The 26,795-nt window shown below is 57.5% G+C and carries 24 protein-coding genes; 6 read left to right on the top strand and 18 right to left on the bottom strand.

The window, feature by feature from the left end; all coding sequences use genetic code 11:
• The first annotated feature begins 17 nt into the window (after positions 1 to 17).
• Positions 18 to 1,598 (top strand): alkyl hydroperoxide reductase subunit F, encoded by a 1,581-nt coding sequence (gene ahpF / locus RHSP_RS25295; protein WP_004125174.1) that lies wholly within the window; start codon positions 18 to 20, stop codon positions 1,596 to 1,598.
• Between the two features lie 41 nt (positions 1,599 to 1,639).
• On the opposite strand, the gene RHSP_RS25290 is transcribed toward ahpF, so the two are convergent.
• Positions 1,640 to 2,524 carry a LysR family transcriptional regulator gene (locus RHSP_RS25290; RefSeq protein ID WP_004125171.1) on the bottom strand — a complete coding sequence of 295 codons (885 nt, stop codon included), beginning with the start codon at positions 2,522 to 2,524 and terminating at the stop codon, positions 1,640 to 1,642.
• Between the two features lie 114 nt (positions 2,525 to 2,638).
• On the opposite strand from RHSP_RS25290, the gene RHSP_RS25285 reads away from it, so the two are divergent.
• Positions 2,639 to 2,824, top strand: coding sequence for a 4-oxalocrotonate tautomerase (locus tag RHSP_RS25285; protein ID WP_037154392.1), 186 nt, complete (start codon positions 2,639 to 2,641; stop codon positions 2,822 to 2,824).
• A gap of 46 nt (positions 2,825 to 2,870) precedes the next feature.
• Here RHSP_RS25285 and RHSP_RS25280 read toward each other — a convergent pair whose 3' ends face one another.
• The 5 genes from RHSP_RS25280 to RHSP_RS25260 all read right to left on the bottom strand — a co-directional run bounded on the left by RHSP_RS25280 (position 2,871) and on the right by RHSP_RS25260 (position 6,382).
• Positions 2,871 to 3,068, bottom strand: coding sequence for a hypothetical protein (locus tag RHSP_RS25280; RefSeq protein ID WP_420820110.1), 198 nt, complete (start codon positions 3,066 to 3,068; stop codon positions 2,871 to 2,873).
• A gap of 76 nt (positions 3,069 to 3,144) precedes the next feature.
• Positions 3,145 to 4,119 (bottom strand): ABC transporter ATP-binding protein, encoded by a 975-nt coding sequence (locus tag RHSP_RS25275; protein ID WP_004125167.1) that lies wholly within the window; start codon positions 4,117 to 4,119, stop codon positions 3,145 to 3,147.
• 244 nt (positions 4,120 to 4,363) lie between these two features.
• On the bottom strand, positions 4,364 to 4,762 hold the full coding sequence (locus RHSP_RS25270) for an SPW repeat protein (protein WP_157385430.1): 399 nt from the start codon (positions 4,760 to 4,762) through the stop codon (positions 4,364 to 4,366).
• Positions 4,763 to 4,861: 99 nt separating this feature from the next.
• Entirely contained in the window at positions 4,862 to 5,563 is a 702-nt protein-coding gene (locus RHSP_RS25265; protein ID WP_004125165.1) for a CBS domain-containing protein, read from the bottom strand.
• A gap of 249 nt (positions 5,564 to 5,812) precedes the next feature.
• Complete coding sequence (locus RHSP_RS25260; RefSeq protein ID WP_004125164.1) at positions 5,813 to 6,382, bottom strand: NAD(P)H-dependent oxidoreductase; 570 nt, start codon at positions 6,380 to 6,382, stop codon at positions 5,813 to 5,815.
• 886 nt (positions 6,383 to 7,268) lie between these two features.
• On the opposite strand from RHSP_RS25260, the gene RHSP_RS25255 reads away from it, so the two are divergent.
• Positions 7,269 to 7,622, top strand: a complete 354-nt coding sequence (locus RHSP_RS25255) for an SPW repeat protein (protein ID WP_004125163.1) — start codon at positions 7,269 to 7,271, stop codon at positions 7,620 to 7,622.
• Positions 7,623 to 7,776: 154 nt separating this feature from the next.
• Here the strand turns inward: RHSP_RS25255 and RHSP_RS34865 are convergent, their stop codons facing one another.
• Complete coding sequence (locus RHSP_RS34865) at positions 7,777 to 8,016, bottom strand: hypothetical protein (RefSeq protein WP_157385429.1); 240 nt, start codon at positions 8,014 to 8,016, stop codon at positions 7,777 to 7,779.
• A 291-nt stretch (positions 8,017 to 8,307) separates the two neighbouring features.
• On the opposite strand from RHSP_RS34865, the gene RHSP_RS25250 reads away from it, so the two are divergent.
• The gene (locus RHSP_RS25250) at positions 8,308 to 8,826 is read left to right on the top strand and encodes an Hsp20/alpha crystallin family protein (protein ID WP_004125161.1); all 519 of its coding nucleotides are present in this window, start codon (positions 8,308 to 8,310) and stop codon (positions 8,824 to 8,826) included.
• A gap of 281 nt (positions 8,827 to 9,107) precedes the next feature.
• Here the strand turns inward: RHSP_RS25250 and RHSP_RS33995 are convergent, their stop codons facing one another.
• The 8 genes from RHSP_RS33995 to RHSP_RS25215 all read right to left on the bottom strand — a co-directional run bounded on the left by RHSP_RS33995 (position 9,108) and on the right by RHSP_RS25215 (position 20,650).
• Positions 9,108 to 9,290, bottom strand: coding sequence for a BON domain-containing protein (locus tag RHSP_RS33995; protein ID WP_081615355.1), 183 nt, complete (start codon positions 9,288 to 9,290; stop codon positions 9,108 to 9,110).
• Complete coding sequence (locus tag RHSP_RS25245; RefSeq protein ID WP_004125158.1) at positions 9,287 to 12,031, bottom strand: bifunctional acetate--CoA ligase family protein/GNAT family N-acetyltransferase; 2,745 nt, start codon at positions 12,029 to 12,031, stop codon at positions 9,287 to 9,289. The genes RHSP_RS33995 and RHSP_RS25245 overlap by 4 nt, the downstream gene beginning before the upstream one ends.
• Before the next feature lie 19 nt (positions 12,032 to 12,050).
• Positions 12,051 to 12,488: a universal stress protein gene (locus tag RHSP_RS25240; protein ID WP_004125155.1), complete on the bottom strand. Its 438-nt coding sequence runs from the start codon at positions 12,486 to 12,488 to the stop codon at positions 12,051 to 12,053.
• A 159-nt stretch (positions 12,489 to 12,647) separates the two neighbouring features.
• Entirely contained in the window at positions 12,648 to 13,730 is a 1,083-nt protein-coding gene (locus tag RHSP_RS25235; RefSeq protein ID WP_338059934.1) for a universal stress protein, read from the bottom strand.
• Between the two features lie 244 nt (positions 13,731 to 13,974).
• On the bottom strand, positions 13,975 to 15,531 hold the full coding sequence (locus RHSP_RS25230; protein ID WP_004125148.1) for a bifunctional aminoglycoside phosphotransferase/ATP-binding protein: 1,557 nt from the start codon (positions 15,529 to 15,531) through the stop codon (positions 13,975 to 13,977).
• Between the two features lie 406 nt (positions 15,532 to 15,937).
• Positions 15,938 to 17,059, bottom strand: coding sequence for an ABC transporter permease (locus tag RHSP_RS25225; RefSeq protein WP_004125145.1), 1,122 nt, complete (start codon positions 17,057 to 17,059; stop codon positions 15,938 to 15,940).
• Position 17,060: 1 nt separating this feature from the next.
• Positions 17,061 to 19,781, bottom strand: coding sequence for a ribosome-associated ATPase/putative transporter RbbA (rbbA, locus tag RHSP_RS25220; RefSeq protein WP_004125142.1), 2,721 nt, complete (start codon positions 19,779 to 19,781; stop codon positions 17,061 to 17,063).
• Positions 19,778 to 20,650: an HlyD family secretion protein gene (locus RHSP_RS25215; protein ID WP_004125139.1), complete on the bottom strand. Its 873-nt coding sequence runs from the start codon at positions 20,648 to 20,650 to the stop codon at positions 19,778 to 19,780. Before RHSP_RS25215 ends, rbbA begins: the two co-directional genes overlap by 4 nt.
• A 728-nt stretch (positions 20,651 to 21,378) precedes the next feature.
• On the opposite strand from RHSP_RS25215, the gene RHSP_RS25210 reads away from it, so the two are divergent.
• A complete protein-coding gene (locus RHSP_RS25210) occupies positions 21,379 to 23,274 on the top strand; it encodes a heavy metal translocating P-type ATPase (protein ID WP_004125135.1) in 1,896 nt (631 codons plus the stop codon).
• Positions 23,275 to 23,671: 397 nt separating this feature from the next.
• The gene (locus tag RHSP_RS25205) at positions 23,672 to 24,970 is read left to right on the top strand and encodes an MgtC/SapB family protein (protein WP_004125133.1); all 1,299 of its coding nucleotides are present in this window, start codon (positions 23,672 to 23,674) and stop codon (positions 24,968 to 24,970) included.
• A gap of 326 nt (positions 24,971 to 25,296) precedes the next feature.
• Here RHSP_RS25205 and RHSP_RS36100 read toward each other — a convergent pair whose 3' ends face one another.
• The 3 genes from RHSP_RS36100 to RHSP_RS25190 all read right to left on the bottom strand — a co-directional run bounded on the left by RHSP_RS36100 (position 25,297) and on the right by RHSP_RS25190 (position 26,787).
• Entirely contained in the window at positions 25,297 to 25,773 is a 477-nt protein-coding gene (locus tag RHSP_RS36100; RefSeq protein ID WP_167332674.1) for a hypothetical protein, read from the bottom strand.
• Positions 25,774 to 26,343 carry a DUF2478 domain-containing protein gene (locus tag RHSP_RS36095; protein WP_051074142.1) on the bottom strand — a complete coding sequence of 190 codons (570 nt, stop codon included), beginning with the start codon at positions 26,341 to 26,343 and terminating at the stop codon, positions 25,774 to 25,776.
• 141 nt (positions 26,344 to 26,484) lie between these two features.
• Positions 26,485 to 26,787, bottom strand: a complete 303-nt coding sequence (locus RHSP_RS25190) for a hypothetical protein (RefSeq protein ID WP_037154378.1) — start codon at positions 26,785 to 26,787, stop codon at positions 26,485 to 26,487.
• Positions 26,788 to 26,795: the final 8 nt, after the last annotated feature.

The raw sequence follows: 26,795 nt of genomic DNA, 5'->3' as shown, positions 1-26,795 counted from the left end.
CCGCAGGAGACATATCGATGCTTGACGACGCACTGAAAAGCCAATTGAAGGCCTATCTGGAAAAAGTCGTGCGTCCGATCGAGATCCGCGCCAACGTCGACGACAGCGCAAAATCGACGGAGATGGTGGCTCTTCTGAAAGACATCGTTGGTCTCTCCGACAAGATCACGCTTTCGCAGCAGCAGGATGGCAGCGAGCGCGCGCCCTCTTTCGCGCTGACAAGCCCGGGCCACGATATCAGCCTGCGTTTTGCCGGCATTCCGCTCGGCCACGAATTCACTTCGCTTGTCCTCGCATTGCTGCAGACCGGTGGCCATCCGCCCCGCGTCGAACAGGCGATCCTGGATCAGATCCGCGATCTTGAGGGCGATTTCCGCTTCGAGACCTATTTCTCGCTATCCTGCCAGAACTGCCCCGACGTCGTGCAGGCGTTGAACCTGATGTCGATCCTCAATCCGCGGATCAGCCATGTCGCCATCGATGGCGCCGTCTTCCCGCAGGAGGTCGCCGACCGGCAGGTCATGTCCGTGCCGACGATCTACCTGAACGGCGAGGTTTTCGGACAGGGCCGCATGGAAGTCGAGCAGATCATCGCCAAGCTCGACACGGGCGCCGTCAAGCGCGCCGCTGAAAGGCTCAAGACGCTGGAAGCCTTCGACGTGCTGGTCGTCGGTGGCGGACCGGCCGGTGCGGCTTCGGCAATCTATGCCGCGCGCAAGGGCATCCGCACCGGCGTCGTTGCCGAACGCTTCGGCGGCCAGGTGCTCGATACCACGGCGATCGAAAATTTCATTTCGGTTCCGCACACCGAAGGGCCGGCTTTCGCCACGGCGCTTGAGACGCATGTCAAAGACTATCCGGTCGAGATCATGAACCTGCAGCGCGCTCAGAAGCTTAGCCGCCACGGCGACCTGTTCGAGGTGGAGCTGGAGAGCGGCGCGACACTCAAGTCCCGCTCCGTCATCCTTTCGACCGGCGCGCGCTGGCGGCAAATGGGCGTACCGGGCGAGGAACTCTATCGCAACAAGGGCGTCGCCTATTGCCCGCATTGCGATGGTCCGCTGTTCAAGGGCAAGCGCGTCGCCGTCATCGGCGGCGGCAATTCCGGTGTCGAAGCGGCGATCGATCTTGCCGGCATCGTCAGCCACGTCACGCTCATCGAATTCGACGGCAAGCTTCGCGCCGACGACGTGCTGCAGCGCAAGCTCCGCAGCCTTGCCAATGTCGATGTCATTCTTTCGGCCAAGACGACAGAAGTGCTGGGCGACGGCAGCAAGGTCAACGGCCTTGTCTACGAGGATCGACTGAAGAGTGAAAAGCATACTCTGACGCTCGACGGCGTCTTTGTGCAGATCGGATTGCTGCCGAATACCGAGTGGCTGAAGAACACGATCGCTCTGTCTGTTCGCGGCGAAATCGAGGTCGATCATCACGGCCAGACATCGATGCCGGGCGTCTTTGCGGCCGGTGACTGCACGACGGTTCCCTATAAGCAGATCGTCATTGCCGTCGGTGAAGGCGCGAAGGCCTCGCTTGCAGCCTTCGACTATCTGATCCGCACCTCGGCGCCGAGCGAGGAAGAGGCCAAAGCCGCCTGAGCCGATCTCAGCATCGCCGATTACAAAAGCGGCTTTTGGCCTCAGCCGAAGCGGGCTACGAGAAAATCAATCACGCTGCGCAGCATCGCCGTGGGGCGCCGATCCGGTGCGTAAACCAGATGCATCGGCGTCGGCTTGTACGACCATAGCGGCAATACGGCTTCCAGCCGCCCGGCATCGAGATCGGCAGCCAAAAGCAGCTCCGGCTGCAACACGATGCCGGCACCATGCAGAGCGGCGACGCGCAGAGCACCACCCTGGTTTGTGGTGAACCTGCCCTTTATGGCGATTTCGCATGTCTCGCCTTGTGGACCAACGAGATGCCAGCGGCCCTGCAGGCGCCAGTAGGAATGCCCGAGACACATATGATTGACGAGATCCTCCGGTCTCTCCGGTTTGCCGCAGCGGGCAAGATAATCCGGCGACGCCGCGAGAATCCGCCGGTAAGGCTTTAAAGGGCGGGCCACCAGACCGGTATTCGTCAAGGCGCCGATCTGAATACCGAGTTCGTAGCCCTCGCCGATCAGATCATACGGATTGTTGTCGAGCGCCAGATCGACGCTGACTTCGAGATTCTGATGCAGATACTCGACAAGAGCCGGGACGAGGGTCTGGGTGCCGAAGCTGACGGGTGCGACGAGGCGAAGCCGGCCGCGCGGTGCCGATTGCAGTTCCGAGGCCGCCGCCTCGGCCAGCTCGACCTCAGTCAGCACCGTCTTGCACCGTTCATAGTAAAGCTTGCCGACCTCGGTCAGCTGATGGCGACGCGTGGTGCGATGAAGCAGCCGCGCGCCAAGGCGCTGCTCGATCGTCCGGATATGCTTGGCAACCATGGTGGCCGATACCTGGCTGACCTCCGCGGCCGCGGCAAAGCTTCCCTCGTCGACGACCCGGACGAACATCGCCATGCCAGCCAATTTGTCCATGATTGCGTACCTATAGGTTCGGAATGAACCAATTTACAGCCTATTTATCGACTTTTGGTTTTGCAAGATAGTCCCATCAGCCTGATGTCAGGCAAGGTTTATCAAGGAGTCGTCATGCCCATCTTGCGCTTGGAAATGCATCCCGGACGCACACAGGACCAGAAGCGTGCCTTCGTTCGCGAGGCGACCAAGGTCGCCGTCGAAACGCTGGCCTGCCCGCCGGAATCGTTGGAAATCATCATTACCGAGATTTCGAAGGATTCCTGGGCGACGGCAGGCAAGCTGAAATCGGATAGCTGAGAGGATCCGATCTGATGATCTTGGTCTGGCGGTCTTAATCGGACCGTCAGGCCTCGTTCGGCGTCAAGACATGGCGCCCCCATGCTTCGGCCCAATCCATCAGACGCGCCATCTCCTGCTTGAGAGCGTGGGAACGGACGATATCGGCAGCGTGGTTCAGATTGGCGCGCGGATTGTAAAATGCGCCGATTTCTTCGCCGCTCTCCTGCCTTGCCGCCTCTAGGCGGGGAGCTGACGGCCGCACACATCGTCGAGCGCTTCCCAGCGGGGCAAGAGAGCCCTGATGGCTGGGCAATCTCGGTGATAGGCGAAGCCGAATCTCAGATGGCTGGCATCGATTGCGTATCCGAGTTTTCCAAATCTATCTGGCCCACCGGCGAAGTAGCCTTGCTTGCATCCCGGATTAAGGCATATTTGACTTGCGTCGCTTTCAGGTCGCGATACCAATCCACCAGTGCACCCCAGGGGTCAGTCAGCTTCGAAAGGCCCGACACGAAGGCGACAACCGTGCCGATCTCGGTTTTTCCTGTTACGACATAATATCCACCCAGAACGAAGATGCCGACATAGCCCAGCTGGATCATCAGATTCATCAGGAAATTCATCGCATATTTCAGCTTGTAGATGCTCATGTTGATAGAAAAGAGGGCGTGAACGCGATCAGTCTGGGCCGTTTCAACATCGGTCGGGCCAAGATGCTCTATCATTCCTTCGCTAATATCACGCATGACATTGACCTTGCTTCCGACCCACCGGTTGATGGCGGCCTGCATGATCGGAACAAATCCGACCTGCGGGCAATAGACAACAGCGATCACTAGCGCCATCAGTGGCTGGAGGAAGACGAGGTAGCCGCCAACGGCAACGAGAATTCCGATCTGCAGAAGCGGTTCGGAGATACTCGTTCCGACGAAACCACCAACAGGTTCGGCCTCGGCGAGAACGATCGAAAGCTGAATGTTCTCCGCAACGACCTCCATTGAAGATCCATCCGAACACCCCGAGGATGCAATCGTCCAGTTACGGAGCCATCTAATCGCGACCTCTCCTACCCAGCTCCGATAGACGTTGAGCCCGAGTTTTATAAGACCTTCAGCAGTGACAAGACCGAGATAACCGAGCGCCAGCCACACAATGTCATGATATGCAGCTCCCGTTGTCGCAGCGTTGACGATGCGCCTCTGTAGCTCCAGTGGCGCCGCCTCGATGACAAAAAGCAAGACAGAAATGGCAGCAAGCGCAACCTGATTACGCCGCCCCATCATTAAGATAAAGCCAAATAGGCTGCTAGGCACCTCGGGGGCTCCTTGATATCGGTGACGGCACGCGCTGCCGCCTATTTTGAGGCACACTTGGCTATGGCGGGCTTTAACCAGCCCTAAATCCAAGGGGGCTGATCGCTCTCGCAATCTCGCCTCCAGGCGATCTCCACAACAACTGGACAAGCCGGAGCGGCACAGGACATTCGCGCACTTATGCGCCGGGCTCTGTTCTCAGAGAAAACTCATCGATCTTGGATCCGCTCATGTCCGATCTCGCTTATACTCTTCTGTTTCTGTCCGCCCCCTCAGTGCGAACTGAGGCATGCACGCGCTTCTTGCCAAACGCACTTGGTTGCGAGACGACCGATGCCGCCGGGATGAATACCAAACTGGCGCATAGTGCACTGGTCCAGGTCAAACCGGTCACAGCAGAAACGCCGATCACCCAGGGTGATACCGCCAGCCATGCGGCCAATACGATCCTTTCCCACTCCAGGCCCTGTCGATCCGGTTGCGTGGCGCCGGACATCAGCACGATGCCTGTCAAAACGAAATTCGCCGTAGATACGGCAAGACGAGGCAGATCCGGATAGAGGAAAAGCAGCGTAGCTGATGCGACGACAAGGAACACTCCGATCGCATTTGCGCTAAAGTCGCTTAGACTCTCGCTTCGCATGTTCATCTCCCACGATTTCTTCGCCGGTAGCATATAGTTCCCGAGACTCTCTGCATTGCTCTCGATCAATTCGAGCAGCCCCAGGCTGCTCGCCTCCGATCAAGGCATCGAGATAGCAATACCGCTATAGGGATCGATCCAGGTCAGATGATCGGTGACCGCCTTCACGCCCGGCACATTCTCCGCAAGTACCTTTGCCGCCAAGCGCTCGCGCTCGTCGAAAATGGAACCCGAGAGTTCCGCAATGCCATCCCTGACATTTACATGGATAAATCCGTTCTCACTCCAGCTGCGCTTTCCAAGTTCGTCAGCGATGCGGGCTTCTATCTCCGCGTCGCCACACGGCTCAGCCGTTGTGGCCAATATGCCCGCAAGAGCACGCAGCAGGTCGGAGCGAGTAACAATCCCCACCAGCTTTCCGCCATCCACGACGGGCAGCCGCTTGATGCTCTCGCGCTCCATCACGTCGACGGCTTCACTGATCGAAGAGAAAGGCGAGATCGTCTTTACGGGTGACGTCATGACTTCCTCGACCAGCCGCCCATTGGCGTGCGCATATTCCTGTGCCAATCGGCCGGGACTTACGAAGAACTCGAGGAGCGCAGAGCGCTGGCGTTCGGTTTTGAGCTCGCCCCGCCTCAAGAAATCGCCTTCGCTGATGATGCCGACGACAACGCCTTTGCCGTCGACGACGGGAAGCCCGCTCAGATGCTTGTCCAGCAGCAATTTTGCTGCTTCGGCGATCGGCGCAGACATTTTCACGGTCACGGGCGCGGGCGTCATGATGTCTTGAATAAGCATGGTTTTCTCCCTATGAGCGGACTTCGAAGGCAAACCCTGTGCGTAGCAGCACCGGCGTCTCAAGGCGCTGCCCGCCTCTCGCAAAGCGCCGGTTGTCAAAGGCAATGCCGGCTTGGCAATGCGTTCTGGAACAGATCGACCAATAGCGCCGATATGGAAGATCGGGGTTGATTGAGGTCAAAAACGGAGAGCAATGTTCGTGAGAAAAGGGCCTCCGGCGAATTGAGAGATCGCCGTGCCGGTGCAGGATCAGCTCCCCTGCCGGCCGAGCATTTCCATCTTCTTGAGCCACCGGCTTCTTTCTTCAGGGCTGGCCCGTTCGATCATGCCGAAGAACGTCTGGCGGACGGGTCGAATTCCGCAGAAGTTAAGGATGCTGCGACGCAAAACCTCCGTACCGTGAGCGCCGAACCAAAACCTATAGACAATGGTCGGCATACCCATCGTGACGATGATCCGCGCCGTGCAACCTCCAAGCAGTTTTCGCGTAGCGCCCCTCTCTGCATACTGGAAGGCAATCCCCGGCCGAAAAACCTGCTCAAGAAACGCCTTGAGCAGAGCTGGCATTGTGCCAAGCCATAGCGGGAAAACCAAAACGATGTGTTCCGCCCACTGAATTGCTTCACTCGCCGCAACAAGCACATCGGGTACGGGACCATTCTCAAACGCTTCCCGAGAGCGAAGCAACGGAAAATCCAGCTGCGAAATGTCGAGCCTGCGGAGCGTAAAGCCTGCTTGGGCGGCTCCATCCGCATAGGAATCGGCAAGTGCTCCGCAGATATGTCCTTGGCGGCCATCGGGATGTGCTTCAATGATCAATATATGCCGTGACGAGATCGCACCTCCTGCAGTTGAGGGAGAAACGTATGCCGAGGCAGTCTCTTCATACTGCTCTCTTGTCGACCGAACCGAAGTTGGCCGTTGGCAAATCCACCAGTTGACTTCCTATCGTTACGGATCCTGTCGACTTGGCCTTGATCTGTCGCAATACCGGATTCAATTTGACACCGGGCATTCCGGATATGTGAGCAGGATCAGTGCCAATCCATTCACGTCGGCGACATTCTTGCTGGGATGAAGGGAGCGATGCATATCGACGATATAGTGAAGCATCATTGCAGCGAGAGCGGCTGCTGCTCCTTGAAGGATATACCGAAGAAGAGCTCGTCACGTCGGTTCTGGCTCGCGACTTCAGAAGTGGCGTGGTTCGTTTGAGAGCTTTTGATGTCAACGGCGGCTTTACGGCCGTCTCAATGGTGTCAGCGGCGCCGTCGAGCAATTGATCCTTCCATTTTTTGATATGGTTCGGATGCACGTCAAACTACCAGGCAAGCTCGACTGCCGTCTTCTCGGCATTGATTGCACGGGGGTACAACCTTCGCCGTAAAGTCAGGGCTGGCGCCTGCTCAGGTCATACTGCCGCGTTCACAAGCCGAAAGTCGCTTATCTCAACGGTTCAATTTTCCCGAGCCGCTTCTATCGCCGATAGGATTTGCTTTTTCTGTCATGGTTGGCGCATTTTCGTGTATTATCCAGCACATAAGGTCGCCGGCCCAATCCGATCGAGGCTCTGCGCTATGAATAGTGGACGACATTGAGCGTTTCGGCCGGTTGCAGGCCCTTGTTGTCGGCAAACACACCCTCGCAGGAAACGATACCAACGATAGCGGTCTAAACGGGATTGGAGAGACCAAGGAGGCGAGAAATGAAGGAACGGCGCTGGCAAGACCATATAATATTCGTTGTCGGGTTGTGGCTAATCGTATCCCCCTGGAGTCTTGGCGCGCTGGGCTCCGATTCCCTTCCCCTCGGCGGCGCTGCGTGGAGCTTCTTCCTCTGCGGGCTGGCTGTTGCAGCGCTGGGAGGACTTGCATATGCCTCCCGTTACGTATGGGAGGACAGGCTGGACATCCTGTTTGGCGTTTGGCTTGTCGCGTCGCCGTGGATCCTGCGATTTGCCGACCATACCCTGCTCACATGGAACGCAATTCTCTCGGGGCTGCTGCTGACAGTTTTGGCGGGTTGGGTCCTTTGGGGAAAGCATCTTACGGACCTATAGATCGCGGCCATTTTGGTTGGCTATCCACGATCACCTGAGGCAGGTGCTCCGGCCTGACCGAGAATACAAGTGCCGGACCCAAGGTTTCCACTCTGTGTCGGTTCGGGGATAGATCCTTACGCGCCGATCCTCAGCATCGTTTGCTTCATCGGCATCAATTGGCCGAGCGCTGCAGCTCAGCGCCATTTTGAATCGGTTCGCCCCGTGTATGTACGAACAACACCCCGACCACGGTCACAATCATGAGAGCCAGGATAACAAGCAGCATATGATCGATCATAAACCAGCGCAGCGAAGAGAGCCGATTGAAGAAATGCGCCATAACAAGTAATCCCAAAGCTGGATATTCAGCCGTCAAGAAACAGCGGTCGGAGCCGTCATCGATGGGCTTCAATACGCCCACTTCCCAGCCTCATCTTCAGCAATTATGGTTGCGGTCAACCATCGGCGCATTGCGCAGGATCAATTCTCATTTCCGCGTCGACGTAGGTATGCTCAGACGTGAGCTCATGGCTTTGCGGAGGCCAATTCCATCCGCAAGCGAATTACCAGCATCCACTTGACTGCGATCAATGACCGCGAGGCGCATATAGATTTTATTGGTCATGCCGCCAGACGCGCTGCGTCTGGCGTCGGATGGGACGGCAGACTGCCACCCCATCCCTCCAAAAAGAGGAGAATGAAAATGGCCGATAAAGCAACGAAGCTGCCTCTGAAAACCGACGATAAACCTGGCAAGACGCCAGATCTCGGATGGTTACCGTTCGAAAGCCTGCGCTCGGAAATAGATCGTCTTTTCGAGGATTTTACGCCGGCACATTGGCACCGCCCTTTCGGGCGCCTATCGCGCGGAAGGACTTTCGTCGTAGCGACGGCGCCGGCGATTGATGTGATCGAAAGGGAACACGCCTATGAGATTTCGGCGGAACTCCCCGGCATCGATGCCAAAGACATCGATGTGAAACTTTCGAACAGCACCCTGACCATCAAGGGCGAGAAGCACGACGTCAAGGAAGAGAAGGATAAGGAATATTACCTGTCCGAACGTCGCTACGGCTCATTTGAGCGAAACTTCCAATTGCCTGAAGGTGTCGATACCGGAAAAATTGAAGCATCTTTTGTCAATGGTGTGTTGACGATCGTTTTGCCCAAGACCGCCGAGGCCCGCAAGAACGAACGGAAAATCGCCATCAAAGGCGCTTGAGTTAGAAGACGGCTCGCACAACAATGAACAGGCAAGATTCACGGTCTTGCCTATTCACTTTTTTGAATTGCTTCCGCCTCACGAGAACGATCGGCCATATGACACTCCGCGGCAAACCGAAGTCCCGGCTCATCGATGACCGACAAAAAGGCATGGCGCCTAGCGTTTCCGCTTTTCTTTGAATCGCAGAAACGCTCTATCTTCTTGTTTTCTTACGCATTCCGGACGGAAAACCGCTGCGCACTTTTCCTGGAAATGCTTGTCAAAAATATCTCGGATATTCAACCGATCGTCAGATGATTTTCGACGGCAGTCACGCCGGGTATCGACCAAACCGCGTGCTCCGCCGCACTACGCTCACTCCACGCATGTACGGCACCCTCCAGAGCCACTCGTCCATCTGTGATTTTGACGCGGATGCGATCCGCTTCGACCTCGGCGTTATGATCGCTCTTCGATGTCAGGCGTCATTGCGTTCAATCAATTCAGCTGGATGCAACTTCTCGTCTCGCGCAGGAGAGCTGGGTCCCGGATTGCTACGGTTGGACACCGATAGCTCAACCTGCCAAAGAGCTGTGTCGCTGGATGGTGCTGTCATTGTGAAGCCCGCCTTTCGGCAAAAACTCAGCATCTTGAAATTATCAGGCAGGACGGAACCGCACAGATCTTTCAGTCCTTGCGCACTGGCAAAATCAAGAAGCCGTTTCAAGAGCGCACTTCCAAGGCCCTTTCGTTGGCAGTCGCTTCGCACAAGCAGGCCGAAATCGGCTACTTCCTGAGCATTGTCAATCACAAGCCGGGCGACACCGACAATCTGCTCGTCGATATCAGTTGCGACAAAAGCCATTTCCCGCTCGTAGTCGATATGCGTCATTCGAGCGACGGCGGCATTGGAGAGCTTGGTTTGCCCAAAGAAACGCGCACGTATGTCGGATGGCGATATGCGCTCAAGCATCGAGCTGTATGCCCGGGCATCGCCGGGGCGTATGGGCCGCAGTACGAAAGTCCGGCCCGCCAGGCGGATCTTTCCTATCCATTCGGTGGGATAGGGTTTTATGACAAGGCGGCGACTTGGCGCCGGTTCGTGTAGGCGGGAAGGGTCAATCTCGATTCGCGCATCCATCGCAACGACGGCCTGACCGGTAACAGCCAAAGGATTAATATCGATCGCGCGGATGAAGGGGAAATCGACGGCCATTTGCGACAGAGCAAGAAGCGTCCTCTTGATGGCATCGAGATTTGCGGGGGGTACATGACGGAACCCGCGCAACAGCTTCGATATTCTCGTTTCTTCGATGAGGTCTGCCGCTAGGTTATCGTCAAGTGGCGGGAGCGAGATAGCAATGTCATCGATTTGCTCTACGGCTACCCCTCCGGCTCCAAAGGCAACGACTGGGCCAAAAATAGGGTCTACGGAAAGACCGGCGAACAATTCGATACCTCCTTCCACTCTTATCATGGGTTCGACGACAAACCCGTCGATCTGCTCCCTTAGCCCCGCCTCCGCTGCTCTGTTTTGCATATCACGCGCCGCACGGCATGCTGCGGCTCGGCTTCGAATGTCGAGCGCGACACCGCCAATTTCGGATTTATGCGTAATGGAGCGCGATAGGATCTTAACGACAATGGACCGATGGTTACGAAGCATTGCAGTGGCAAGCTGCGCGACGGCGGCGACATTTTTCGCAATTGAACATTCTGCACTGGGAATTTGATAGAGGCCCAAGACTGCCTTCGCCTCCGGCTCCGTCAGCATCGTTCGCGACTGGCTCGCGACGCCCTCCATCAGCCTTAGCGCTTGCTTCTTGTTGACTGCAAGTTCCGAGGTGACGGCGATGTCAGTCAGCGCCTTTTGGCGCCGTCCCCATTCTCCAAGAACATGCAGGGCGGCAATCGCGTCGTCGGGCATTCCATAGTCCGGTACGCCCGCGGCGCGCAGAATAAACCGGCCCTCACGGCTGGCCTTGCCACCAAGCAGACACGCTAGCAAGGGCTTGCCGGGCCAGTCCTTTTCCTGCACGGCGTTAACGATTGCCGCCGCCGTGGCGGCCGGCTGTGCGGCCTGGACCGGGCAATGCAGAGCAAGTATCGCATCAACATTTGGATCGCGCGCAACAATCCTGACGGTTTCGGCTATTCTTGCTGGCGGTGCGTCCCCCAGAACATCGACCGGATTGCTTTTCGACCATCCCGATGGAAGGATCTTGTCGAGCTCGCTTGTCGTTTGCGCGGTCAACGCTGCCAGGTGCTCGGCGCGATCAAGAAGGCTATCGACCGCTAAAACCCCCGCGCCCCCGCCATTGGTGACCAGCGCAACCCGCAATGATTGCGGTGGCTGGGCCTTTTGCGTAATTTCTGCAGCCGCGAGCAGTTCCGTCAGACTTTTGACTCGAATGATACCGGCGCGCTTCAGTACGGCGTCGACAAGGCGGGAATTACCGGTCAACGCGCCTGTATGGGTCGTTGCCGCCTTCGCTGCTTCGCGATGCCTGCCTGGCGCGATGGCGATCAGCGGCTTCGTCCGGCCCGCCGCGCGAGCAGCAGAGACGAATTTCCTCGGATCTGGAATGGATTCCAGATACATGACGATTGCCGCCGTCTGATGATCGGCAGCCAGAAAATCTATAGCGTCGCCCGCATCGACATCAATCATATCACCGAGGGAAATAATCTTTGAGAAACCTATGGAGTGATCGCATGCCCAATCCAAGAGTGAGCTGACGACCGCTCCCGATTGCGAAATTAAGCCGATTTTCCCATGTTCTGCACCCGTCAGGACGAAACTCAAGTTGAGGTTCGCATCCGGAAGAATGAGACCCACAACATTGGGTCCGACGATACGCAAATCGTATGGTTTCGCGGCAGCAAGCACCCCTTTTTTCAGTTCATCGTCAAAATTTCCGGTGACGATGATGGCAACCTTCGTTCCCCTACGGCCGAGTTCCCGGACAATGGAGACGACGGTCGGTGCCGGCGTTGCAATTATCGCGACATCCGGGGGACTGGGCAAAGCATCGACATCCCGAAAGCACTTCCTCCCGAGGACATGTGCGTATTTGGGGTTTACGGGCCATATCTCTCCACAAAAACCACCCTCAATGACATTCCTGAGAATTTTTGAACCGATCGCCTCCTCGCGACTTGATGCCCCGATGATCGCCACCGATTTCGGGCGCGATAACACAGCTAGATTCTTGATGGACATACGGGTACGTTTCCTCGGATTAGCGGTAGACCAAAACAGGTATGTGGGCTTTGGCGATTACGCTGGCTGCAACGCTTCCCATGAGCAATGAAGACAGACCACTTCGCCCATGCGTAGCCATCGCGATCAGATCGCAATCCAAGCTGTCAGCGGTGTCGACGATGGTCTTGGCGATATCATTGCTCTTGATAACCAGCGTCTTGCAAAGGACGCCCTTATCCGAAGCTCTGAGCTTCTGACGCGATAGCATGGCCTTGCAGTTTGAAGCGGCAGACTTTTCGTGCTCCTGCTGCTGATTTCGGTATTCATCGCTATCGATGGCCAGCATGCGGAAGGGCTCGGCCACGGCCAGCAAGGTCACCTCGGCATTCATCTCGGCAGCAAGCGCCATGGCCCGTGCGGCAGCTTGTGAGGCCATTTTGGATCCATCGGTTGGAACCAATATATGTCTGAACATCGATAGCCTCCTTGTTGAACTCGGGGCGGATCGTCAAACCCGCCACCATCGATCGAGCAGTCGGTTGTCGGCCGATTCGCGGGAGAACCCATTTGACGACTGCGCGGCTGGATAGCCGGGTTTGGGGCCAGCGAATTCAGGCGGATGACCACAGGCCTGCTAGTGTCCCCAGAATATGGGCAGCTTGGCAGTTTCAAGCATCGTGCGCGTAACGCCGCCAAAGACGAATTCCCGAAGGCGCGAATGGCCATACGCTCCCATGACAAGCAGGTCGGCCTGCACATCGACCGCGTGCTGGGCAAGCATTTGCGCTACGCCCTTGCCCTGACCCGAGAGAACGTCGACAACCACCGAAATTCCGTGCCGTGCGAGATAGGCCGCCACGTCGGCTCCCGGTTCTTCGCCATTCGAAGAAGCCGTCTCTGTGGGATCGATCATGGTCACATGAACTTCTTCCGCAGCTTTGAGCAATGGCAAGGCCTGTTGCACCGCGCGAGCGGCCTCCATGCGAGAATTCCATGCGACCACGATCGACCGTGGCGTCATCGTCGCCGGGCGATCAGTCGGATTGAAAAGCAAAGCTGTCGGCGACTGGAAAAGCGCCCCATCAATCACGCGCTTACTAAATTGCACGTCCGCGGCGGCCCCGGCACCGACAAGTACGAGATCGGCATAGAGTGCGCACGGCGCAATATCCTCTCCCGCCCACGCATATTCCGTGTACAAGTCCTGGACATCGTAGGACAGGCCGGATTGGCTGAGGCTGGCCTTGGCAGTTTCCACCGCATCAGCCAGCTTCGTAAGATCGCCCTCGCGCTCCTCCAGCCAAGCCGCGGAAACAAACTCGCCATAGCCGCCGACGGGCGGCGGCGCCGCCATCGCGACGACCAGGATCGAAAGATGCGCTTGGGCAGCCTCGCTGAACACGATAGCCTGCCTAAGATCTTTCTCCAGATGGTTTACTCCGATGGGAGCGAGGATTGTCCTGAAATTCATCGCCTGATCTCCAAGTCTGAGCACGAGCATTTCCCGATATTGCCGTACTCGTTCCAACGCGCCTTGATCGGCGTCAACTTTTCGGTCGCAACTTGTAAACCTCGACGCGATTTCATGTTTTTGCGATGTTTTGATCAAAGACAATGTGGGCAAGCCCACAGCCGGGCAAAGTTTCTCTCCAAAGAAGATTGTGGCAACGGAAGGAAACTTAGATGCTTCGAGCATTAATCGTATCCCTCGCCGCACTTGGCATTATTTACGCCAGTGCCGGTACAGGGAGGGACACAACAAGTACCGCGCAAAAGGAAAGCACAGGAAAGGCGGAGAAGAGGCCGCGAATGGGGTACGAGGACCCCTATTTCCCACCGGCCAAGGGCCACGGTTTTTGATGGAACTACTCGCCAGCGAGCGTTGAGCCCGCGTCCGTGCTGTTCGCGGGCTTTCAAGCCCTTTGATCGGGTCTTCCCTCCGATTGAGCATCGGAGCCCGCTCAAATTCCCTCGGCGATATAAGCAAGGCCTGGCTCTTTGGCTTGAATCTGGTGCAGAATTTCGTCGACTAGTTCGGTCGTCCTGCGCGCGGCATTCAGCTTGATCCAGTCGATTGAGGCCGTTTTCTTCGACAATTGCTGCGAAAGCACATCCACCGTTGCATCCGATACGCCTCCCTTGCGCGTCTGAACGCGTTGCCAAAGCAAGCCGGGGTCTGCGTCAAGCCAGAAACCAGAAAATGTGCACCTCTTCTCCCGGGCGGCGAACTCGAGAAGCTTGCGATTTTCGACCCTGTCAAAGACCGCATCGGCGACTGCCGCACCATCTTGAGCGAGGATAACCCGGCTACGCCATGAAATTTCCCGGTAGACTCGAACGGAAACCTCAGGGCAATACGCGGTTTGAGGTAAACGTGTTTCAGGGGGCACATCATAAAGGGACTTGCGAATGCGGTCACTTTCGAGAATGCGCGCCCCGGGCGGCACGCCTATATGGGGCGCAAGTGCTTCGGCAAGCGTTGATTTGCCCGATCCGCTAAGCCCGCCAATCGCAATAAGGCTTGGCCGGGGCGGCTGAAGAAGACCGACTGCCAGCTCGAAATAAGCTCGGGCTTCGGATGCAAGTGCCGAGGCTTGAGCACCGGCTCCTTCAGCCTGCGTGGCGACGACATGCGCGCGCACCGCAGCACGCACCGCCATGAAGAACGACAATGCGGCAAAGCCATCGTCCTCGCCGGTCTCATCAAGATATCGGTTCATGACGAGATTTGCCAACTCGACATATCCCCGATGCCAGAGGTCCATCAGCAGGAATGCCAGATCATAGAGAATGTCGCTGGTGGCGATATTGTCATTGAACTCGATACAATCGAACAGGCAGGGACAGCCATCGAGGAGAAAGATATTGCGCAGATGCAAATCTCCGTGACAGCGTCTGACTTTTCCAGCGGCCGCTCGTCTGTCGAGCAATCCGGCAAGCCCGGCGAGCCGCTTGTTGAAGCGCGCAGTCAATTCCTCGACCTCCTCCGGGGAAAAGACCTGGCTGGTGGCGAAGCCCGCCTCATTGATCTTGAGGACGGCTGCCGTGTTTGCAGCGCCGGCGCCATCATGAACGATAGGCGCTCGGCGGTGAAACTGGACAATGGCGCCTGCAAGCGCCGTCATCATCTGAGCAGTCAATCCGCCCGATTGGGCGACGTGGTCCAGAAGAAGTGATTGATCGAAACGCTTCATCTCAACAATGGTCTCGATCGCCGACCCCTCGCCGTCAATCGCGAACTCACCATCTGGTGCTTGCGTGATTGTGCGCATGGCAAGATAGATTCCGGGCGCAGTAGGGCCATTCAGCTCGATCTCTCTCAAGCAGGCGGTCCGCCTCTTATCCAAGGTGGAAAAGTCCACATAGGGCAGCAGGACCGCTCGTTTCATCTTATAGGCGCGATCTCCGGACAGGAATATTCGGGAGATGTGCGTCTCCATCATCTGCACCGGATCGCCATCCCGCGATAAAGAGTGCTTGAGAAAGGATGTGACCTTGGATTGGTCTTCGACGATCATCGGCCAGCTCCGCATATCGTTATATCGTTTCGATGATGGAAGTCTGATGCCGAAGGGGTTTTGCAGCATTGATGCGCATCAATGAAAAACCCGCATCTCGACATAGGGCTTCAGTGCAATAACGGCTGTAGGGGAAAGAGGAATGGAGAGATCTCCACGACAACGACTGGCCGAGGCCCTAGTCCCAATCGTTCGAAGAGCCGGAGCTGTCGTCTGTTCACTTCAAAACTGCGGCCATGTACCGTTCAACGTTTCGGATCAGCATTGAAGTTTGCATTGATCCCGACGCCTGAGGCCGACGCCTATATAAGGCTCTCACCGACGATGGTATGGGACTGCGTCGCTGATCCGTTCGCAACCGCGACGGAGAGAACCATCTTTCCGTAACGGAGCATCAGCTCCAATTTCAGTGTATCGCAATCAGGGCTTGGCGGAAGCGCATCGATGCAAGCCCGAAGAATGCGGCCCCGATGATGGCGAGAGCCAACATCTGTAGCCAGACGATGGAAAGGCCGGCGCCACGATAGAGGATTGCCTGGGAGAGGGCCACGAAATGCGTCGATGGCGAAGCCATCATACCCTGCTGCAGCCAGTTTGGCATGCTCTCAAGCGGCGTGGTGCTGCCCGATAGCAGGTTCATCACCACGAGAAGCGGCATAGCAATCAGGCCAAATTGCGCCATAGATGTCGAGATGGTGGCAATGAGAATGCCGAGGGCCGTGACCGAAAAGAGATAGAGGACAGCCGCCGCGACAAACAGCGGAAGCGAGCCTGCTACGGGAACCGCCAGTACACGTTCGACGACAACAAGCAAAGAGACGATTGCTGCTGCAACGATGACCAAGCCGTTCGCCCAGATCTTGGCGAGCATGATCTCGATAGGTCTTATGGGCATCACGAGGAGGTGTTCGATTGTGCCGTGCTCCCGTTCGCGGATTAAGGCCGCGCCCGCGAGGATCACTGCAAGAATGCTGACATTGTTAATGACCTGCATGACTGAAGTGAACCATTCGGATTTGAGATTCGGGTTGAACTTGGCGCGAACCACAAGATCGATTGGATCGATCGGTGTCTTTCCGGGGATTGCTGCCAGGACTTCCTGCAGGATGATGTTTTGAATGTAAGTGGCGCCATTGCCCGCCTGCGACATGGCGGTCGCATCAATATCGATGGCGACGGACGGGTGCCTGTTAGCAATTACGTCCTGCTCGAATTTTGGCGGAATTTCGACGACAAAAACAAAGCGCCCCGCGTCCATACTTGAATCGACCTTGCTGGCGTCAACTAACACCGGCTCGTTGAAGAATGGCTTGAGGAGCGCGTCGCGCAACCGCGCTGAGAGCATTGAATGGTCTTCATCCACGATAGCGACCGACGCATTTTCCACGTCGAACTTCGCACCCGTCGCCACAGCGTAGATCGCGAAGGTAAAGGTGTAGACGATCAACAGCATCAGGACCGGATCTGACCGGAGACTGTGGAGTTCCTTCACGCCGAGCCGCAAGATTCGCAAGAGGGAGGCGACCATGTCAGGCTCCCTGCTTGCGCAGCACGACGACTGCGGCAGTGATGAAGGCGATGCCGAACATGACCAGCGCGACAAAATCCGGCCATAGAGCCGAGAGGCCGAGCCCCTTGGCAAAGATACCGACGCTGACCGGCTGATACCAGGCAGCCGGAAAGGCAAGCCCCATCAATCGCCCGCTGCCGGAAAGCGAGGAAACAGGAACCAGCAAGCCCGAGAAGTTCACAGCCGGAATGATGGCGATGATCGCCGTGGCGAAGATGGCCGCAACCTGGGTTTTGACAAAACTCGATACAAGCAGGCCGAAACTGGTGGTGGCGAGGACATAGGCTAGTGAACCGGCGGCAAGCGTCGCAAAGGAACCTTTGAGGGGAACGTCAAAGACAAACCGGGACACCAGGACCAGGGAAAGGAAACTCAGAAAGGCGATCACCACGTAGGGAAGCTGCTTGCCAAGGAGAAATTCGAAACGAGTGACGGGAGTTGCCCGGAAATTGGCGATCGACCCTGTTTCCTTCTCTCTAACAATGCCGACCGCCGTCGTGATGGCTGGAATCAGCACCAACACCAATACGATAACGCTCGGCACGATAGCATTTACGCTTTTAAATGCCTGATTGTATCGAAAGCGCGGCTCAATATTGATCGGATAGGGGGAGCCCGCTTTGCCATTTCGGCGCGTTGCTTCATCCGTCAAATAGTTCAACGCGAGACCTGTCACGTAACCTCGCGTGGTTTCCGCCCGGAAGGGCATGGCGCCATCAAGCCAGACAGCGACCTCGGGCCGGCGCTGGCGTAGCAGGTCGTGGCCAAAGTCGGAGGGCACCTCGATTGCAAGCTTCAGCTCCCCGCTTTTCAATCGAGCGTCCATATCGCCGGACGAGATGATGGGCGGCTGCTCGTCAAAATACCGCGCCCCCTGGAAACTCTCCAGCAATTGCCGGCTTTGAGCAGTCTGATCTTGATCATAAGCTGCAAAGGGAAGGTGTTCGACATCGAAGGAAATGCCGTAGCCGAAGGCGAGAAGAAGAAGGACCGGCCCAAGGAAAGCGAAAACCAGACGCGTGGGATCGCGGAGGATTTCCAACGTCTCGCGCCATGCGTAGGCCCATAGGCGGCGCGGGTCGACCGCGCCGGACATCTCGGTCTTTTTATCCCGAACTGGATCCGAAAGTTTGACCAGCCCCGCATCGTGACCCGTTCCGGCCTCATCGAGTGCGCTAATGAACACGTCTTCAAGCGTTTCCTTCTTTCGCTGTTGTTTCAACTCGTCTGGGCTACCGATCGCCAGCACCTTACCCTCGTGCATCAGCGAAATGCGGTCGCAGCGCTCAGCCTCGTTCATGAAATGCGTAGATAGGAAGATCGTGACCCCCTCCTCGCGCGCAAGAGCGATCAGGAAACGCCAGAAATCATCGCGGGCAATGGGATCGACACCGGAAGTCGGCTCGTCGAGAATGAGTACCTCCGGCCTATGGATCACGGCGACGGCGAGCTGCAGCCGCTGGCGTACGCCCAGCGGAAGGCCCTCGGGCTGATCGCCGGCAACGTCCGAAAGATCGAAGCGGTCGAGCATTTCTCCGACGCGCGGTTCGATCGTATCATGTGGCATGCCGAACAGCCGAGCGTGCAGCGCCAAGTTCTGCTGCACGCTCAATTCACCATAGAGAGAAAAAGACTGTGACATGTAACCGACGCGGCGGCGGGTCGCCATGTCGCGTGCATCAAGCGGCTGACCGAATAAAGCTGCACGCCCCTCGCTTGCGGGCAAGAGGCCTGTCAGCATCTTCATCGTCGTACTCTTCCCCGAGCCGTTCGAACCGAGGAAGCCGAAAATCTCGCCCTTTTCGATACGAAAGCTGACGTGATCGACTGCGGTGAAAGTGCCAAAGCGGCGGGTAAGCTCCTCCGCCTCGATCGCAGGAGGGCCACCATAAGGCATGCGGGGAGGAACCTCGATCGGACTATGAGCCCGACCGACATTCTTCGGCATGAGGGCCACGAAAGATCGCTCGAGCGAGTTCTCACCCGTCCGTTGTTTGATCTCGGCCGGACTACCGGTGGCGATGACGCGGCCGGCATTCAACGCGACCAACCAGTCGAATCTCTCCGCCTCTTCCATATAAGCCGTCGCCACGATGACGCTCATCTCCGGACGGCGGTCACGCATGCCGGAAATGAGTTCCCAGAACTGCCGGCGCGACAATGGATCGATACCCGTCGTGGGCTCATCAAGGATCAATAGATCGGGATCGTGAATGAGAGCAGCGCAGATTCCCAGCTTCTGCTTCATGCCGCCTGAAAGTTTGCCCGCAGGCCGATCCCTGAACGGGGCAAGGCCAGTGGCAAGCAGAAGCTCATCGATTCTCGTTTTCCGAGTAACGCTGTCCTGCCCGAAGAGGCGGCCGAAAAAATCAAGATTTTCCGCAACCCCAAGCGTGGGATAGAGATTTCGCCCAAGCCCTTGCGGCATGTAGGCGATACGTGCGCACACCGACCGCCGCGCACGCGCGTGGCTCATATCGCCACCGAGCACTTCCACATCTCCGGCTTGAATGCGAACAACGCCTGCAGCAAGCCCAAGCAAAGTCGACTTGCCGACCCCATCGGGTCCGATAACGCCACAGGTGGAGCCGGCGGGAATTTTCAGGTCGACATCGTCGAGGGCCAGTGTCTTGCCGTAACGATGAAAAACATGCCGAAGGTAGACTGCCGCGTCGCTCATTGCGGCAGCTTCACGGTAAGCTCAGAGGGCCACGGGATGTTCTTGACGCCGCGCACATAGGCCACGCCCCGTACTCCGATCTTCACTTGCGCCTCATATTGCTTCAGGAGACTGGACGCGATCTGGAGTTTGACGCGGAACATCAATTTCTCCCGCTCGTCCTGCGTCTCGACGGTCTTGGGCGTGAACTGTGCATCGGTTGCAACGAACGAAACAGTGACGGGGACCACGTAGCTGGGGGCTGGATCGAGTATGATCCGTGCCTCATCGCCAATGGCAATTGATCCCGCTACCTTGGCTGGCAGGAAGACAGTCATATAGACATTGGAAAGATCGAGCAGCGTAACGATCGGAGCACCGGCAGCAACGACTTCACCCGATTGTACCAGCTTGTATTCCACGCGACCTCGGCGTGGTGCGGTCAAGACTGCGTCGTTAAGCAATGACTGAATTCGTGCGACTTCGGCGCGCGCTGTATCCGTCGCCGCCTTTGCCTCGTCCAGCGCCGCCGCAGCAGCAATACGGGCTGCCTGCGCGGCTCTCAGTTGGCTTTGGCGCAAATCGAGTTGCTGTCTCGTACCAGCACCGCGAGTATTCAGATCGGACGCACGGTCGTATTCCTGTTCGGCAAGCACAAGCTCGCTGTCACGTTGAGCGATCAAGGCTTCCGCCTGGATTGCCGCTTTTTCCGCGCGGCGAACCTCCGCTTGCGCACCAGCGAACTGAGCTTGCAGATCAGCGGTATCCATTCGAGCTACCACGGCGCCGGCATCAACGGTCTGCCCCTCGCTGACAAGAACTTCGGAGACGCGCCCGCCGAATTTGGCGGAGACCAGAACCTGTTCTGCCTCGATCCGCCCATTAGCCATGGTTATGCCTTCGGGAAGCCGCTTGCCTCCCAGCCTGTCCCATAATGCGTGCAATCTACCCGTGAGGTTTGCCTCATTCGCAGCTGCCGCAGGGCGGCAGCTGATGCCAGAGCCGATCGTCAGTGTCGCGATTATGAAGAGAGGCATAAAATGACGCACGAAACCGCAACTCCGGCAAGTGTTGAAAGACAAGGATCCGACATTGGAACCAATGTCTTGCTTCTATTGCGGGACAACGGCTCCCACATTGACTTAGATCACTAAGCATGGAGGTTTCCACCCGCTATCATGGCATAACATGCCGCTCCACAATCAAGCCTGCCGCGCTGAGAACGGGGAGAATATATCCTACCTTAGGTGTTGGATTCGATTTTGCGGCAATCAATGGCTCGAGAAAATCGGAAAGCCCGCCGTTTCAAGCATGGCCTGCGTCACGCCACCGAATATGACCTCTCGGAGACGAGAATGACTATAGGCGCCCATGACAACAAGACCGGGTGCGACATCGCCGACATCTCTTTTCAATGTTTCCTCAACGCTTCGTCTGCCGCTTGATAGAATACCGACAGCAACGAGCGCCGATTGCGGTGCCAGATTTGGGGGCATCGTTCGCAGCGTTGAAAAGAGCTGGCGCCCTCCCCGCGCGTTGATCCACGTCAAGGCACGGGGCCTTCTTTGGTCGAAGATATTCGAACACTTTTGTCAGGTTCTACCAAGGTATCAGCCGCATGCAATTTGCGAGCCGCGATCAAGTTAAGACCGCACTTCTGCTGCTGGCGCTGACAAGCCTATCGTTGGGGCTTGTCTTTCATTTTTGGGGCCGGGCTGATGCCGCTCGTACGACCTGGACGGTTGGTGTTTTCCCGATTCTTGCGGCGCTTCTGTTGGAAATCCTGCACGACCTATGGCGCGGAGAGGTTGGGCTCGACATCGTAGCAGCACTATCAATGTCCGCTGCAGTCATCTTCGATGAGACGCTTGCGGCCGCTGTTGTAGCGGTGATGTATTCCGGTGGCACCTTCTTGGAAGGCTTCGCCGAAGGTCGAGCGCGCAGGGAGATGCGCGACCTCCTCTCGCGCGTCCCCCGGACTGCGACGCGACATCGCAAAGGTGCGCTCGAAGACATAGCGCTGGACCAAATCAAGCCGGGCGACAGACTGCTGGTTCGGCAGGGCGATATTGTCCCGGTGGATGGAACGATAGCTTCCGCTCTCGCCTTTCTCGATACGTCTCCGTTGACGGGAGAATCTCTGCCTGTCCGCGTGGTAACGGGTGCAGAGGCCATGAGTGGCTCAACAAACGCAGGCGATGCATTTGACCTTATCGCTACACGGCTCGCCAACGAGAGCACCTATGCGGGGATCGTGCGCCTTGTGGAACAAGCGCAACGGTCCAAGGCACCGATGTCGAGGCTGGCCGACCGTTGGTCATTGGGCTTTCTTGCCATTACCGTCGCACTTGCTTTTGCGGCGTGGTGGTTCACACGAGACCCAACCAGAACAGTCGCCGTTTTGGTCGTCGCAACGCCTTGTCCACTGATTTTGGCGGTGCCGGTAGCCCTGGTGGCAGGTCTATCGCGGGCCGCGCATTTCGGGGTACTGATCAAGGGCGCCAAACCTTTGGAAATGATGGCGCGCATTCGCACACTTGTACTCGACAAAACAGGCACCTTAACGGATGGGCGCCCCGAGATTATCGAGATCGACAGCCGTAACGGCATGCCCGAAGATGATGTGCTCCGTCTTGCCGCAGCACTCGACCAAGCGTCCAAGCATCCGGTCGCACAGGCAATTGTCAGTGCCGCCAAGCAAAGAGGAATAACGCTGCCGGTGCCATTAGAGGTAGCGGAGATCCCGGGCGAAGGCGTCATCGGAACGGTCGACGGCCAGATGGTCATCGTGGGTGGCGAAGATTTCGTAGCGCGGCGTACAGGTCGAAAGGCCGGCAGCAATCAGGCCCTTGCAGCCGGCTCCGTCCTTGTGGCTCTAGCCGTGGACGGTCGCCTGGCTGGTTATCTCATCATGGCCGATCCACTTCGGGAGGGAGCTGAAGCGGTACTAACCAAGCTGCGTCAGGAAGGTATCGAACGCATTCTGCTCGCGACTGGCGACCGCATGGAGGTGGCAGAGCGCGTCACAAAAGGACTCCGTCTGGACGGGCTTTGCACGGAACTGACACCCGACCAAAAGGTCCTGACAGTTCTGACTGAGCGGAAGAACGGCCCGGTGATGATGGTGGGCGACGGCGTCAACGATGCGCCGGCGCTCGCGGCCGCAGACGTGGGCGTAGCTATGGGTGCCCGCGGAGCTGCCGCCTCGGCCGAAGCGGCCGATGTCGTCCTGCTCGTGGATCGCATCGACCAACTTGGAGTGGGGATCGAGATCGCCCGGCGCTCTCGGCGCATTGCGCTCGAAAGTGTCGCAACAGGGATCGGTTTTTCCGTTCTGGGCATGCTGGCCGCCGCATTTGGCTATCTTACACCCGTGCAGGGCGCCTTGCTCCAGGAAGCGATCGACGTTGCCGTCATTCTGAACGCCTTACGGGCACTGCGCATTCGGCCTTATGCGCCTGCTACCTGCGAGTCTAAGCCTTCTGACGACTCGATACAGCGGCCGGTCGCCTGAGCCCATTACCCGCCAAGGCGCCTCCTTGCCTGGCGACCGCTCGGCGCAGGCTTTCGAACAGAGACTTGATGCATTTCTTGACATCAAAAATGGGGGTGACAATTCGGCGCCGCTTCCTTCGGACATTCGAGCCTAGCGCGGGCACCGATGGCAAACTAGGTCGGTATTTGGCGGCATTGCAACAATATCTCTTCAACCCACAAGGGAAAGAGAGCCACTCTTTCACCTCTTGCGGTGACAATTGACTCGCAATCGCTCAGCCTCACCTGATTGCAGGGATGGATGGCGGTCGGCTCGCCGAGTAAGGTTTCGGAATCAGCAGGCGCTTTGGACGTAACAACTGGGCCGAGATGGTGGAAGCATAGCAAGAACACGCCACGCCGAATAAGGGACTGAGATGGAGAGCATTGAATCGTTCGAACGGCTCGCACTGGCATTGGCTATCGGCGCGGTTGTGGGTGTAGAGCGTCACTGGCGGGAGCGCGACGAAGGCGCCGGAAAGCGAACCGCCGGAATCCGCACCTTCATGATCGCTGGCATGCTCGGCGGTCTTTCGGGCCTGATCGAACAGACGCAATCCGCACCGCCGGCGCTGTACGGCCTCGTCGTCGGCGCCATGTTCGCGATCTTTAGCGCAATCTTCGCCCTCTATCAGTTTCGGGAATCGATCGTGGAGGGCGATTACAGTGTCACCACCGTCGTCGCCGCCATGGCAACCTTTGCACTGGGAATTTTGGCCGTGCTCGGCAATGCGCGGTTGGCAGCGGCCGGTGGCGTTTCGCTCGTGGCAATCCTGGCCAGTCGCGAGATACTGCATCGGTTCGTTCGGGCTCTCAGTTGGAACGAGCTGCGATCGGCCATCGTTTTCCTTGCAATGGCTGTCATTGTCCTGCCCATCCTGCCGGATGCGCCAGTCGGCCCGTTCGGTGGCATTTCCCCCTCCGGCACCTGGCAATTGGTCGTCCTTCTCGCCGGCATCTCCTTCCTGGGATATGTCGCCGTCAAGGCGTTCGGGCAGGTTCGCGGCGAACTCGTCGCCGGAGCGGTCAACGGCCTGGTATCGTCAACCGCGATTGCCGTCACGAATGCCCGCCTCAGTCTCACCGGGCAGTCCGCGGCATTGTTGGTTGCCGGCGCAACGGCCGCAAACGCTGTCTCGTACCTCAAGGTACTTCTCTATCTCGCCATCCTTGCGCCGCCGATCGCGGCGCGCCTCGGCCCCTCCCTGGTTGCCGCCGCCCTCGTGATGGCCGGTTTTTCACTGCTCTTTGCACAGAAGGATACTCCCCGGCCCCCTGAACTGGGCACCCGAAATCCGTTCGAATTGCTGTCCGTTTTGAAAACTGCACTTCTCCTGGTTGCTGTGAGCTTCTTGGCGCGGGCGGCCGCAGCCTGGTTCGGGCAGTCAGGCTTGCTCGTCGTCTCGACGCTCTCTGGACTCGCAGATATTGATGCCATCACCGTTACGATTGCTGGCATCATTGACACCATAGGCGCTGAATTTGCGGCGACGGCTCTCGGGGCAGCCGTCATCGCCAATACGGTGGCAAAAACGGCATATGCTTTAGCCCTGGGCGGTCGCGCGTACGGTGGCCGTTTTCTACTGGCCAGCGCCAGCGCACTCGTCGCTGCCATCGTCGTGTTCGAAACAATACCGATGATAGAGTGGCTTATGATGGAACATTTGCCGAGATAGCAAGCTGCCGGTTCTTCGATGAACGATAGAGACAGTTAAGTGTTTGAGTATGCAGTAAATCGGCTCAGAATACTCACGTCACGCGAAACCCACGGCAACCGTTTGGAAACGCATAAAAACCTGGAACGATGACGGGGTTATTTTTGCGCCGATCGCGGCCTCAATTGCCCACAAACCGCATAACCCGATCAATATCCTGGGTGCTACCTAAAGCCCGGCACGATCGCTACCTTGATTGCCCAGTCTTCCGGCGCATTCGACGAATGCCGAGCCTTTTTTTTCAAAAGGTCGGAATGGGCAGGCGTCAGCATCATCGAACCGGCACGTTAGAAGAAAACAAGCCCGTGAGCCCCGGCAACAGCGCCGAATGCCGTTGCGACCGCAAGCAGAAGAAGAAATTCGTGCAGGCGGCTTATGCGACGGAAGGCTGCCTGCGGGTCCTTCTGAGCGTCCCGCTGGAATTTCGCATGGGAGAGTGGCTCGATCACAAACAGCATAAGCATGAAGATCAGCCATATGCCAAACATTGCCGACATCCACCAGAAATTCGGATCGGCGAAGCGGTCCCAGAGCTCCATCCTATAGGTCATCCAGAGGCCCGTTATGCCCGCAACCGGTATGGAGATTCGAACCTGTGCCGAGAAATGCCGTTCAACGCTTTCGAACAACATCTGTGCGTCAGCACTGACCCGATCAGATCTGACGAGCGGCAAAATGACCAGCGTCACGAAGCTCAGTCCGCCGATCCAGTGAACGACGGCAAGAACGTGCAGAGCCCGGGCGACCGCGATGTCATCCATCATTCACGCCCTCACATGACGACCGTCGTTCCTGCAATCGATGGCACGAGCGCGGATGCTTTGCAGCGTCAACCAATTGCCAGCAAGATCCAACAGCTCAATTTCTTTGGCAAATCCGGCCGCGAACTCCCGAAACGGCACGAGGTTGATCTCTGGAACCCCGATCAAAGCGGGCACGGACAGTTCCATCGCCCGAACGATCAGCGATCGAAAGCCGCCACCTTCCACCTCGACCTTGCCGAATTTGGAGAGCACCAGAAGGTCAGTCCTGTCAGAGAGACTCTCTCCAACCGCCTCGCAGGCTACAAGCAATCGATCGGTATCGAGGGCGCATCCACGCGCTTCCCGCCCGCGATCCTCCGATATTGCATAGAGCTCATCACTCGCAAGATCCCTGAGATACATATCGCATTTGGTGCGATCAGATCGCGGCTCGCTGTGCTGGATCAGGCCGGCAAGGCGCATGCCCTCGTCCATCATCGTCTTCGTCGTATCTCTCAGAAATCTCTCGAAATCCGATCCCTTCGAATAGACGATTGCGGTAATGGGGTAGCTGGAGTGATCGAGGCGCATTGGTGGCATCCTTCGGATAGGGCCTGATTGAAGTTTCGATCGCATTCACCGGAAGAGCGGAAGGCAGGCCACCCTTGCCAATGACGCAGATGGCAGGCCACGTCAAAAGACGCCGCCCCGACATGTGCAGGGAAACATCTGTCATGCTTTAGCGCGAGCATCACAGCAAGTTTCCTCTGGCAGCACCTTGTTCAGGATGGCGCGAACCGCGGCAAGGCCCGGATCGTCGGAGCGATTCATGATGCCGATCAGCTGCACGAAATGATCGTCGGACGCCGTTTCCATGAACGAGCGGACAATCGCCGCAAAGTAGCTTGCCGGCTCCATCGCTTCTGCAGCAGCTGCGTTTTCGAGCCGTTCGGCCAGTCCCTCCATGCCAAGGGCATCGATCAGCCTTTCGGCGGTTTGGGGATTATCGAGGCTTGCCAGCAGCGCACCGAACATGGTTTCTC

The organism is Rhizobium freirei PRF 81 (assembly GCF_000359745.1).
GTDB classification, from domain to species: Bacteria; Pseudomonadota; Alphaproteobacteria; order Rhizobiales; family Rhizobiaceae; genus Rhizobium; species Rhizobium freirei.
This window is presented reverse-complemented; position numbering and strand designations above follow the sequence as displayed.

Bases quoted from the DNA above. Each gene is read 5' to 3' on its own strand.
- RHSP_RS25210 (WP_004125135.1), top strand. From the start codon at position 21,379: ATGCAATTTGCGAGCCGCGATCAAGTTAAGACCGCACTTCTGCTGCTG.
- RHSP_RS25245 (WP_004125158.1), bottom strand. From the start codon at position 12,031: ATGTCCATCAAGAATCTAGCTGTGTTATCGCGCCCGAAATCGGTGGCG.
- RHSP_RS25190 (WP_037154378.1), bottom strand. From the start codon at position 26,787: ATGTTCGGTGCGCTGCTGGCAAGCCTCGATAATCCCCAAACCGCCGAA.
- RHSP_RS25205 (WP_004125133.1), top strand. From the start codon at position 23,672: ATGGAGAGCATTGAATCGTTCGAACGGCTCGCACTGGCATTGGCTATC.
- RHSP_RS36095 (WP_051074142.1), bottom strand. From the start codon at position 26,343: ATGCGCCTCGATCACTCCAGCTACCCCATTACCGCAATCGTCTATTCG.
- RHSP_RS25250 (WP_004125161.1), top strand. From the start codon at position 8,308: ATGGCCGATAAAGCAACGAAGCTGCCTCTGAAAACCGACGATAAACCT.
- ahpF (WP_004125174.1), top strand. From the start codon at position 18: ATGCTTGACGACGCACTGAAAAGCCAATTGAAGGCCTATCTGGAAAAA.
- RHSP_RS25225 (WP_004125145.1), bottom strand. From the start codon at position 17,059: ATGGTCGCCTCCCTCTTGCGAATCTTGCGGCTCGGCGTGAAGGAACTC.
- RHSP_RS25270 (WP_157385430.1), bottom strand. From the start codon at position 4,762: ATGCGAAGCGAGAGTCTAAGCGACTTTAGCGCAAATGCGATCGGAGTG.
- RHSP_RS25255 (WP_004125163.1), top strand. From the start codon at position 7,269: ATGAAGGAACGGCGCTGGCAAGACCATATAATATTCGTTGTCGGGTTG.
- rbbA (WP_004125142.1), bottom strand. From the start codon at position 19,781: ATGAGCGACGCGGCAGTCTACCTTCGGCATGTTTTTCATCGTTACGGC.
- RHSP_RS25240 (WP_004125155.1), bottom strand. From the start codon at position 12,488: ATGTTCAGACATATATTGGTTCCAACCGATGGATCCAAAATGGCCTCA.
- RHSP_RS25215 (WP_004125139.1), bottom strand. From the start codon at position 20,650: ATGGCTAATGGGCGGATCGAGGCAGAACAGGTTCTGGTCTCCGCCAAA.
- RHSP_RS25285 (WP_037154392.1), top strand. From the start codon at position 2,639: ATGCCCATCTTGCGCTTGGAAATGCATCCCGGACGCACACAGGACCAG.
- RHSP_RS25265 (WP_004125165.1), bottom strand. From the start codon at position 5,563: ATGCTTATTCAAGACATCATGACGCCCGCGCCCGTGACCGTGAAAATG.
- RHSP_RS25230 (WP_004125148.1), bottom strand. From the start codon at position 15,531: ATGATCGTCGAAGACCAATCCAAGGTCACATCCTTTCTCAAGCACTCT.
- RHSP_RS25290 (WP_004125171.1), bottom strand. From the start codon at position 2,524: ATGGACAAATTGGCTGGCATGGCGATGTTCGTCCGGGTCGTCGACGAG.
- RHSP_RS36100 (WP_167332674.1), bottom strand. From the start codon at position 25,773: ATGATGGATGACATCGCGGTCGCCCGGGCTCTGCACGTTCTTGCCGTC.